The sequence below is a fragment of the Pseudomonas sp. PS01301 genome (genome assembly GCF_029960215.1).
Taxonomy (GTDB): Bacteria; Pseudomonadota; Gammaproteobacteria; order Pseudomonadales; family Pseudomonadaceae; genus Aquipseudomonas; species Aquipseudomonas coleopterorum.
Genome location: NZ_JASCPM010000041.1, coordinates 12,165 through 22,402, shown reverse-complemented (window position 1 = coordinate 22,402; position 10,238 = coordinate 12,165). Strand labels below are relative to the sequence as shown.

Here is a 10,238-nt window from a genome sequence, read left to right as displayed (position 1 = left end):
GCAGAGGTCTTGGTGGGGTACGTCGAAGGTCACACCCCGCAATTGTCGCAGATTTGCGGGGGTTGTGTCGGTAGCACCCGGCACCCGGCAGGGATCAAGCCGATTTCTTGATGCCCAGTTTCTTCAGTTCTTCATCGCGCAGCTCGCGGCGCAGGATCTTGCCCACGTTGGTGGTCGGCAGCACATCACGGAATTCAACCGTGCGCGGAACCTTGTAGGCAGTGACGTTGGCGCGCATATGCTCCATGACCTTTTCCTTGGTCAGGGTGACACCAGGTTTGGCCACGACGAAGATCTTGATCGACTCGCCGGACTTTTCGTCCGGTATGCCGATGGCGGCGCACTGCAGCACGCCCGGCAAGGTGGCGAGGACGTCCTCGAGTTCGTTGGGGTACACGTTGAAGCCCGAGACCAGGATCATGTCCTTCTTGCGATCGACGATGCGCATGTAGCCATCGGGCTGGATCACCGCAATGTCGCCGGTCTTCAGCCAGCCCTGCGCATCGAGGATCTCGGCCGTGGCTTCCTGGCGCTGCCAATAGCCCTTCATGACCTGCGGGCCCTTGATGCACAACTCGCCGATCTCACCCAATGGCAGTTCTTCGCCTGCATCGTTGATGATCTTGGCCAGAGTGGACGGCACGGGAATGCCGATGGTACCGATCTGGATGCGCTGGTTGGGGTTGACCGTCGCCACCGGGCTGGTTTCGGTCATGCCGTAACCTTCGCAGATGGCGCAGCCAGTCACTTCTTTCCAGCGCTCGGCGGCGGCCAGTTGCAGGGCCATGCCGCCCGACAGCGTGACTTTCAGCGCCGAGAAGTCCAGCTTGCGAAACGCCTCGTTGTTGCACAGGGCCACGAACAGCGTGTTGAGCCCGACGAAGCCGCTGAACTTCCACTTCGACAGTTCCTTGACCATCGCCTGCAAGTCGCGCGGGTTGCTGATCAGCACGTTGTGGTTGCCGATCAGCATCATGGCCATGCAGTGAAAGGTGAAGGCATAGATATGGTAGAGCGGCAGCGGCGTGATCAGGATTTCGCAGCCTTCGTCGAGGTTGGAACCCATCAAGGCCTTGCACTGCAGCATGTTGGCCACCAGGTTGCGATGGGTGAGCATCGCCCCCTTCGCCACGCCGGTGGTGCCGCCGGTGTACTGCAACACGGCCACTTCCGAGCTGGCCGGGTTGGCCTCGTTGACAGTTTGGCCGCGCCCCTTGCACAACACATCGTTGAACTTCACTGCCCGTGGCAGATGATAGGCCGGGACCATTTTCTTCACGTACTTGATCACGCTGTTGACCAGCAGACGCTTGAGCGGCGGCAGCAGGTCGGCGACTTCAGTGACGATGACATGGCGGACGGCCGTCTTGGGGACGACCTTTTCCGCCAGGTGCGCCATGTTGGCCAGGCACACCAGGGCCTTGGCGCCGGAGTCCTTGAACTGGTGCTCCATTTCCCGCGCGGTATACAGCGGGTTGGTGTTGACCACCACCAGGCCTGCGCGAATCGCACCGAAGACCGCCACCGGATACTGCAGGACGTTGGGCAACTGCACCGCAATGCGATCACCCGGCACCAGGTCGGTGTTCTGCTGCAGATAGGCGGCGAAGGCTCCCGATAGCTCGTAAAGCTCACCGTAGGTGAGGGTCCTGCCCAGGTTGCTGAACGCCGGCTTGTCGGCGAAGCGCTGGCAGGACTGCTTGAGCACCGCCTGGATATTGGGATACATGTCTGGATCGATATCCGCCGCGATTCCAGCCGGATACTTATCCTTCCAGAAATTTTCGATCATGGAAGCCCACTCCTCCAGCGCCAGCGAATCTTCACCGCATTCGATGCGATTATTATTGATATGTCAGCACGACCCATACAGGTCCGAATGCCGAAAAGCGCGCCGAGAGTAGCAGCTTTGCCATGAGGCGACTAGAGGCTGAAGGTGGCCAGGCGGTAACCATTGTGACCGGATTGGCAGTTCCAGTCACAGCGGATCCAGGTTGTATTCGGGCTCGCTGGCGCCCCTCTGCAACGCCCGCCACAACCCCTGTTCGGTGCATCAACCGACGCGCAGTTCACGTCGCAGGATCTTGCCCACGGGTGTCATCGGCAAGGCGTCGCGCAGGACGATTTCCCGTGGCAGCTTGTAGCCGGTGAAGTTGGCCTTGCAGTAGGCCATCAGCTCAGCCGTGGTCAGCTGTGGATCACGGGCCACCACGAACAGCTTGACCGCCTCGCCGGAGCGCTCGTCCGCTACCCCGATGGCCGCGCAATTGGCCACCTGAGGATGCGCCATGACCACGTCCTCGATTTCGTTCGGATAGACGTTGAAACCCGAAACGATGATCAGGTCCTTCTTGCGGTCGACGATGCGCACGTAGCCATCGGGATCGATGACGGCGATGTCGCCGGTCTTGAACCAGCCGTGCGCGTCCAGCGCCTCGGCGGTCGCCTCGGGCTGCTGCCAATAGCCGCGCATCACCTGCGGACCCTGGATGCACAGCTCGCCACGCTCGCCCAGCGGCAACTCGGCCCCTTGGTCGTCGATCACCTTCAGCCCGGTGCCGACCACGGGAATGCCCACGCTGCCGATGCGCGCGCTCTGGCCATAGGGATTTGTGCAGGCCACCGGCGACGTCTCGGTCAGGCCGTAGCCTTCGACGATGCGGCAGCCGGTCAGGCTTTCCCAGCGCTCGGCCGTGGCCTTGACCAGCGCCGTACCACCGGAGTTGGTGACCTTGAGATGGGAGAAGTCCAGGGATCGAAACTCGGCATGCTCCATCAATGCCACAAACAGCGTGTTCAGGCCCAGCAAGGCGGTGAACTTCCATTTCTTCAGCTCCTTGATGAAGGCGCCGATATCGCGGGGGTTGGTGATCAGCACGTTATGGTTGCCGGTGACCATCATGCACAGGCAGTTCGCCGTGAACGCGTACACGTGGTAGAGCGGCAGCGGCGCGATCATCACCTCGTGGCCTTCGCGCAGGATCGTCTGGCCCTGCTCGTCGAGCTGGCGGAAACAGGCCCTCACCTGCAGCATGTTGGCGACCAGATTGCCATGAGTGAGCATGGCACCCTTGGCCAGCCCGGTGGTGCCGCCGGTGTATTGCAGCACCGCGAGGTCATCGAGGGTCGGCGTCACCGGACGGGGTGACGACCCCGCGCCTTGCGCCAGAATCGTCTTGAAGGGTATCGCCTGGGGCAAATGGTAGGCAGGGACGCGCTTCTTGACCTTGCTCACCAGCGTGTTGACCAGCCAGCCCTTGGCAGCGGGCATCAGGTCGCCCAGACGGGCTTCGATCAGGTATTCCAGCTTCGTGTCCTGCAGCACCTGCTCGACCTTGTCGCCGAACAGGTTGAGGTAGACCAGCGCCCGTGCCCCGGAATCGGAGAACTGATGGCGCATTTCGCGCGCGGTGTATAAAGGGTTGGTATTGACCACCACTAGGCCGGCGCGCAATGCACCGAACACCGCAATGGGGTATTGCAGGACGTTGGGCAACTGCACCGCGATGCGGTCGCCGGGGACCAGGTCGGTGTGCTGCTGCAACCAGCTGGCGAAAGCGGCGCAGTGCCGGTCGAGCTGGGCATAGCTCAGGGTCACGCCCATGTTGCTGAAGGCCGGACGTTGGGCGAAGGTGGTACAGGAGCGGTCGAACACATCGACAATGGAGGTGAATTCACCGACCGCAAGAGTGTGGGGCACGCCCGGCGGGCGCTTGTCGTTCCAGAAATCAGGATGCATTATTATTGTCCTCTGATTCGAAGCCCGCCCGGCCATTGCGCCTGCGGTATGCTGCCGACGTTAGCAGCTGCCGCAACCGACGCAAATGCGCACGACCCTCCTGTTAACATCGTGAATCTATTTGACGCGGCACCGGTCCCGTCAAGCCAAGGAACCCGCACCCCCATGACCCAAGTCAGCAATACTCCGTACGAAGCGCTCGAAGTCGGCCAGACCGCCAGCTTCAGCAAGACCGTGCAGGAGCGCGACATCCAGCTGTTCGCCGCGATGTCGGGAGACCACAACCCGATTCACCTGGACGCCGAGTTCGCCGCCGCCAGCATGTTCAAGGAGCGCATCGCCCATGGCATGTTCAGCGGTGCATTGATCAGCGCCGCTGTCGCCTGCGAGCTGCCCGGACCGGGCACCATCTACCTGGGTCAGCAGATGAGCTTCCAGAAACCGGTGAAACTGGGCGACACCTTGACCGTGCGCCTGGAAATCCTCGAAAAGCTGCCCAAGTTCCGTGTCCGCATCGCCACTCGCGTGTTCAATCAGCGCGATGAGCTGGTCGTCGACGGCGAAGCTGAAATCCTTGCGCCACGCAAGCAGCAGACCGTCACCCTGGTCAGCCCGCCACCCATCACCATCGGCTGAACGCGACCCACAAAAAAGGGGCGACCCTGGTCGCCCCTTTCGTTGATCAGCCACCGCTCACCGGTCACTGTAGGAATCTCTCCAGATGTACAGCGCAACGCCGACCGTGAGCAAGGTCGCGAGGCCGAAGGTCAGTGCCCCGGCAAAAAAAATGTCATCGAACATTATCGCTGGTCGTTCCCGCATCCACTCGAAACGTCACCCTACGCGGGCACGCCGTTGCCTGGATTGACCTGGGTCAACGCTTCTTCGGCTTCTTGGTCTTTTTCCTGGACTTGGCCGGGTCCAGAGGCAGCGCCTGTTCGAAGGCCTGACGCATCTCGTTGAGGCGCTTGTCCTTGAGGTCGTGGATACGCTTGCCGCGTTCGCTGGCGAAATCGATCAGGTTGTCGTCTTGGCTCATGGCGGTGTCGAATCGGTGGCGAAAAGGATCGTTCATGATGCAGCGCGCGAACGGCCCTGACTAGACCTGGATGTCGACCCACAGTCCCTGGCGCGGCGGGTCCTCGACCAAGGGGGCCACCGGTACCGTGTTGTCGGCGTTGAGCGAGTCGCCCGGCACCGGCGCGTGCTCGTCCGGATCCGGTGGTCGGCCTTCGCGCTGACGCCGTCGCTGCTCCTCGCGCAGCACCAGCGCCGCTTGATCGGCATCGTGATGACGCAGATCGATGGCATTGTCATTGGAGCCTGGCTGAGCCGGCGCCACAGGTGCGATGCTCGGCGTTGGCTTGACCGGGTCGAGTTGCGAGGTCACCGGCACGACGCTGATCGGAATCAGGGGCGGAATCATGAGGGAGGTCTCCTAATCCCAGGTTGTCGGCAGCCGCGGCGGCAACTTGAGACATTTTGTCGCAGTCATGCAGGCCATGACAAAGCGCCCCCCACTGGCTGGCGGCATCGCAGTCCCTGACAAGAGGTGAAAAAATCCCCTCGCGCCTTTATAGTGTTCGGTCTTCGTTTCACTTCCAGTAGCCGAGCCCCATGTCCGAGCCACGCAAGATTCTCGTCACCAGCGCCCTGCCCTATGCCAACGGTTCCATCCACCTTGGCCACATGCTGGAGTACATCCAGACCGATATGTGGGTGCGCTTCCAGAAGCATCGCGGCAATCAGTGCGTCTATGTCTGCGCAGACGACGCCCATGGCTCGGCCATCATGCTGCGTGCGGAAAAGGAAGGCATCACGCCCGAGCAACTGATCGCCAACGTCAAGGCCGAGCACAGCGCCGACTTCGCCGACTTCCTGGTGGACTTCGACAATTTCCACTCTACCCACAGTGAAGAAAACCGCGAGCTGTCCAGCGAGATCTACCTGAAGCTGCGCGAGGCCGGCCATATCGCCCAGCGCTCGGTCACCCAGTATTTCGACCCGCAGAAGCAGATGTTCCTCGCCGACCGTTTCATCAAAGGCACCTGCCCCAAGTGTGCAGCGCCCGACCAGTACGGTGATAACTGCGAGAAATGCGGCGCTACCTACGCGCCCACCGAGCTCAAGGACCCGAAATCGGCGATCTCGGGCGCCACGCCCGTACTCAAGGACTCCCAGCACTTCTTCTTCAAGCTGCCCGACTTCCAGCAGATGCTCGAAGGCTGGACCCGCAGTGGCACCTTGCAGGACGCTGTGGCCAACAAGATCGCCGAATGGCTCGATGCGGGCCTGCAGGAGTGGGATATTTCCCGCGATGCACCGTATTTTGGCTTCGAGATTCCAGGCGAACCCGGCAAATACTTCTATGTGTGGCTGGACGCGCCGATCGGCTACATGGCCAGCTTCAAGAACCTCTGCGCCCGCCGTCCGGAACTGGACTTCGATGCTTACTGGGCCAAGGATTCCACGGCCGAGCTTTACCACTTCATCGGCAAGGACATCATCAATTTCCATGCGCTGTTCTGGCCAGCCATGCTCGAAGGCGCCGGCTACCGCAAGCCGACCGCGCTCAACGTGCACGGCTTCCTGACGGTCAACGGCGAAAAGATGTCCAAGTCCCGTGGCACGTTCATCAAGGCCCGTACCTACCTGGATCACCTGGCGCCCGAGTACCTGCGCTACTACTTCGCGTCCAAGCTGGGCCGTGGCGTGGACGATCTGGACGTCAACCTCGACGACTTCGTGCAGAAGGTCAATTCCGACCTCGTCGGCAAGGTGGTCAACATCGCCAGCCGTTGTGCCGGTTTCGTCCACAAGGGCAACAACGGCGTATTGGTCGCCGCGAATGCCGCACCGGAGCTGACCCAGGCATTCCTGGACGCAACGCCCAGCATCGCCGAAGCCTACGAAGTGCGCGACTTCGCCCGCGCCATGCGCGAAATCATGGCCTTGGCCGACCGTGCCAATGCCTGGATCGCCGAGAAAGCACCTTGGTCGCTGGCCAAGCAGGAAGGCCGCGCCGACGAAGTGCAGGCCGTCTGCGCAGTGGGTATCAACCTGTTCCGCCAGCTGATCATCCTCCTCAAGCCGGTCCTGCCCGAGCTCGCACGGGACGCCGAACGCTTCCTCAATGTCGAGCCACTGACCTGGAACGACCACACTACCTGGCTCGCCGAGCACTCGCTCAACCCGTTCCAGGCATTGATGACCCGCATCGACCCGGTCAAGGTGCAGGCCATGACCGACGCTTCCAAGCAGGACCTGGCCGCTGCTCAGGATCCTGCCGTAGCTGCCACTGGTAACGGTGAGCTGGCCAAGGAGCCATTGGCTGCCGAAATCGATTTCGATGCGTTCGCCGCAGTCGATTTGCGCGTTGCCCTGATTCTCAAGGCCGAGGCGGTCGAAGGCGCGGACAAGCTGCTGCGTCTGACCCTGGACATCGGTGATGAACAACGCAACGTCTTCTCCGGGATCAAGAGCGCCTATCCGGACCCGGCTGCGCTGGAGGGTCGACTGACGATGATGATTGCCAACCTCAAGCCTCGCAAGATGCGCTTCGGCGTCTCCGAGGGCATGGTCATGGCCGCAGGCCCTGGCGGCGAGGAGATCTACCTGCTCAGCCCCGACAGCGGTGCCAAGCCGGGCCAGCGTATCAAGTAAGCCAAGGCTCACGCGCCCTGCCGCTTGTCTTCATCGCAAGACGAGCGGCGGGATCGCCGCCATCTCACCATCGACACATGCCTCCCTTTGCATTCCGGCCTTCCATGAACCTGATCGAACGCATTGACGCATTGCTGCCACAGACTCAGTGCGGCAAATGTGGCCATGCTGGCTGCCGGCCCTACGCAGCCGGCATCGTGGCCGGCGAGCCGATCAACCGTTGCCCGCCGGGGGGTACGGCAACCATCGCTGCCTTGGCGCAGCTGCTTGAGGTACCGGTGCTGGCGCCGGACCCGACCCATGGTACGGCCCCCGCCCAGATCGCCTACATCCGCGAAGCTGAATGCATCGGCTGCACCAAGTGCATCCAGGCCTGTCCGGTGGACGCCATTCTCGGCGCCGCGAAGTTGATGCACAGCGTGCTGGTCGACGAATGCACCGGTTGCGACCTGTGCGTTGCACCCTGCCCTGTCGATTGCATCGAAATGCGCCCCTCACCAGCGTCAGCGTTCACTTCGTTGGCGAGCGACCCCGGCTGCAGCACGCAACAGCAACGTGTGCGTCTGCACAAGCGCGATCGCGCCCGCCAACGCTACGAAGCCCGGAACCAGCGCCTGCAAAAAGTCCAGGCGGCACGGCAGGCCGAGCGATCACACAGGCCGCAGCGACCGGCTACCCTCGCGGTGCCGCCGTCCCCGGCCTTGTCGGCGATCGAGCGGATCAAGGCAGCGAAGGCGGCCAAGGCGAGCACTGGCGACGCAGCCTTGAAACAGGCGAAAATCGCCGTGGCCATGAGCCGTGCGCAGTTGGCGAAAACCCAGAAGGCTTTCGTGACACCGCCCACGTTCGAGCAGTACCTCATACTCGACGCTCTGAGCCGCGAACATGAGGCCGCTGAAGAGCGGCTCACAGCGCTTCAATCACTCTAGCCCCGCCCGCGAAGGACGAATCCGGCCCATGAACGCCACGAAACGCCAGGAAATCTTCCGCCGGCTTCACGAAGACAACCCTGAGCCCAAGACTGAACTGGCCTATGGTTCACCCTTCGAATTGCTGATCGCGGTGATTCTTTCTGCGCAATCCACCGACGTCGGTGTGAACAAGGCGACTGCGAAGCTGTTTCCCGTCGCGCCGACGCCCCAGGCGATGCATGCGCTGGGTGTCGAGGGGCTATCGAGCTACATCAAGACCATCGGTCTCTACAACAGCAAGGCCCGCAATGTCATCGAGACCTGTCGCTTGCTCGTCGAAAGGCACGGCGGCGAGGTGCCACAAACCCGCGAGGCCCTCGAAGCGCTTCCAGGGGTCGGCCGCAAGACCGCCAACGTGGTGCTCAATACGGCGTTTCGACAACTGACCATGGCCGTCGACACGCACATATTCCGCGTTAGCAACCGGACCGGAATCGCCCCCGGCAAGAACGTGGTGGAAGTTGAACGGAAACTGATGAAGTTCGTCCCTCGGCCTTACCTGCTCGACTCGCATCACTGGCTGATCCTGCACGGGCGTTACGTCTGCCAGGCACGCAAGCCCCGCTGCGGCAGCTGTCGCATCGAAGACCTGTGTGAATACAAGCACAAGACCAGCGACGATTGAGGTTGCCTGTAAGAGCTCGGCTCTCGATTGAAAAAATCTTTTTTACGCCGTCTTCGAATATCGCTATAAGGTCCGCCATTGGCAGCACATGCCTGGAGCTGATGTCATGAGTACCGATAAAGAAGTGCTGGAAACGGAAGACGACTTCATCACCGCTGAGAGTGAAGAAGCCGAGCCCGTCGTCGAGCCCGTCAAGAGCAATCTGAGCAAGCGCCGTACGATCGATAACCTGCTCGAGGAAAGACGTCTGCAACGGCAGTTGGCTGACTACGATTTCGATCTATAGGCCACACGGCCTGCCTGCAGATCAGGCCAACCCATTGCGCTGAGCCAACTCGATCAGATCGACGAGCGACCGGGCATTGAGCTTCTGCAGCAAGCGCGTCTTGTAGGTGCTCACGGTCTTGTTGCTCAGAAACATGCCATCGGCGATCTGCTTGTTCGATTTGCCCTTGGCCAGTTGCTGCAACACCATCATTTCTCGCCCCGACAGGCGATCCACCATGTCGGCCTCCGAGGCATTGCCCAGGCTCGCTCGCACCGAGTGCAAGGCCTGGTTGGGGAAATAGCTGTAACCGGACAGTACCGCCTTGATCGCGCTGAGCAACTCGGTGAGATCCTGCTGCTTGCACACATAACCCGCCGCACCCGCCTGCATGCAGCGCATGGAAAAATGCCCCGGCGCCTGCGAGGTCAGCACCATCACCTTGAGCTGGGGTTCGCTCACCGTCAGCCGACTGATCACTTCCAGCCCGTCGAGCTTGGGAATCCCGATGTCGAGGATGACGATGTCCGGGGCATGGTCACGGGCCAGTTGCAGCGCATCGACACCATTGTCGGTCTCGGCCACCACCTCGTAGCCATGGCGCTCCATCAGCAGCCGCACGGCGAGGCGGATGACCGGATGATCGTCCACGATCAGCACTTTATTCATGGGAGGATCCAATTTTTCGCGGTTCGAATTCTAGAGCCCGCACATTACCCCAGACACCTGCCGTCTTCGACGATTCAGAATCCGGGCAGGCAATAACTAAGACACTTCCTACAATGACAGGAGAATATTCCTACATATTGAGCCTGTGAAAATTCTTGTACAGTGCCTGACGGCTTCGAGCTCTGCTTATGAAACTAAGGAGCAGGAGCATTGCATAATTGCCCTGCCGCTTCAATTGAGCCGTGCCCTGTAAACCGGCCAAGCTGTTGCAGGATAAATACCACCTGGAAACACTCGCCATTTCGG

9 protein-coding genes and 1 pseudogene are annotated in these 10,238 nt (G+C 61.2%); 5 read left to right on the top strand and 5 right to left on the bottom strand.

The genetic code is table 11. The features are described 5' to 3' along the window. Positions 1–94: 94 nt before the first annotated feature. Both fadD1 and fadD2 read right to left on the bottom strand, forming a co-directional pair. Positions 95–1,792, bottom strand: a complete 1,698-nt coding sequence (gene fadD1 / locus QMX89_RS18285; RefSeq protein WP_282349282.1) for a long-chain-fatty-acid--CoA ligase FadD1 — start codon at positions 1,790–1,792, stop codon at positions 95–97. A 261-nt stretch (positions 1,793–2,053) separates the two neighbouring features. After that, complete coding sequence (gene fadD2, locus QMX89_RS18280; protein WP_282349281.1) at positions 2,054–3,739, bottom strand: long-chain-fatty-acid--CoA ligase FadD2; 1,686 nt, start codon at positions 3,737–3,739, stop codon at positions 2,054–2,056. A gap of 165 nt (positions 3,740–3,904) precedes the next feature. On the opposite strand from fadD2, the gene QMX89_RS18275 reads away from it, so the two are divergent. Continuing rightward, entirely contained in the window at positions 3,905–4,375 is a 471-nt protein-coding gene (locus QMX89_RS18275; RefSeq protein WP_049861106.1) for a MaoC family dehydratase, read from the top strand. Between the two features lie 238 nt (positions 4,376–4,613). Here the strand turns inward: QMX89_RS18275 and QMX89_RS18270 are convergent, their stop codons facing one another. Beyond that, entirely contained in the window at positions 4,614–4,814 is a 201-nt protein-coding gene (locus tag QMX89_RS18270) for a hypothetical protein (protein ID WP_049861107.1), read from the bottom strand. Between the two features lie 24 nt (positions 4,815–4,838). Then, positions 4,839–5,165 (bottom strand): hypothetical protein, encoded by a 327-nt coding sequence (locus QMX89_RS18265; protein ID WP_049861108.1) that lies wholly within the window; start codon positions 5,163–5,165, stop codon positions 4,839–4,841. A gap of 191 nt (positions 5,166–5,356) precedes the next feature. Between QMX89_RS18265 and metG the strand changes: the two genes are divergently transcribed. The 4 genes and pseudogenes from metG (at position 5,357) to QMX89_RS18245 (ending at position 9,284) form a co-directional block, all read left to right on the top strand. Then, entirely contained in the window at positions 5,357–7,402 is a 2,046-nt protein-coding gene (gene metG, locus QMX89_RS18260; protein WP_282349279.1) for a methionine--tRNA ligase, read from the top strand. A 104-nt stretch (positions 7,403–7,506) separates the two neighbouring features. Further along, positions 7,507–8,325 (top strand): annotated as a pseudogene (locus QMX89_RS18255) (RnfABCDGE type electron transport complex subunit B); the annotation flags it as partial. A 34-nt stretch (positions 8,326–8,359) separates the two neighbouring features. Next, entirely contained in the window at positions 8,360–8,998 is a 639-nt protein-coding gene (gene nth / locus QMX89_RS18250) for an endonuclease III (RefSeq protein WP_049861111.1), read from the top strand. 106 nt (positions 8,999–9,104) lie between these two features. After that, the gene (locus tag QMX89_RS18245; RefSeq protein WP_049861112.1) at positions 9,105–9,284 is read left to right on the top strand and encodes a hypothetical protein; all 180 of its coding nucleotides are present in this window, start codon (positions 9,105–9,107) and stop codon (positions 9,282–9,284) included. A gap of 21 nt (positions 9,285–9,305) precedes the next feature. Here the strand turns inward: QMX89_RS18245 and QMX89_RS18240 are convergent, their stop codons facing one another. Next, positions 9,306–9,932, bottom strand: a complete 627-nt coding sequence (locus QMX89_RS18240) for a response regulator transcription factor (protein WP_049861113.1) — start codon at positions 9,930–9,932, stop codon at positions 9,306–9,308. Between the last annotated feature and the right edge of the window lie 306 nt (positions 9,933–10,238).

Excerpts from the sequence above, each read along its gene's own strand:
- fadD2 (WP_282349281.1), bottom strand. The coding sequence starts at position 3,739 with ATGCATCCTGATTTCTGGAACGACAAGCGCCCGCCGGGCGTGCCCCAC.
- QMX89_RS18265 (WP_049861108.1), bottom strand. The coding sequence starts at position 5,165 with ATGATTCCGCCCCTGATTCCGATCAGCGTCGTGCCGGTGACCTCGCAA.
- fadD1 (WP_282349282.1), bottom strand. The coding sequence starts at position 1,792 with ATGATCGAAAATTTCTGGAAGGATAAGTATCCGGCTGGAATCGCGGCG.
- nth (WP_049861111.1), top strand. The coding sequence starts at position 8,360 with ATGAACGCCACGAAACGCCAGGAAATCTTCCGCCGGCTTCACGAAGAC.
- metG (WP_282349279.1), top strand. The coding sequence starts at position 5,357 with ATGTCCGAGCCACGCAAGATTCTCGTCACCAGCGCCCTGCCCTATGCC.
- QMX89_RS18245 (WP_049861112.1), top strand. The coding sequence starts at position 9,105 with ATGAGTACCGATAAAGAAGTGCTGGAAACGGAAGACGACTTCATCACC.
- QMX89_RS18270 (WP_049861107.1), bottom strand. The coding sequence starts at position 4,814 with ATGAACGATCCTTTTCGCCACCGATTCGACACCGCCATGAGCCAAGAC.
- QMX89_RS18240 (WP_049861113.1), bottom strand. The coding sequence starts at position 9,932 with ATGAATAAAGTGCTGATCGTGGACGATCATCCGGTCATCCGCCTCGCC.
- QMX89_RS18275 (WP_049861106.1), top strand. The coding sequence starts at position 3,905 with ATGACCCAAGTCAGCAATACTCCGTACGAAGCGCTCGAAGTCGGCCAG.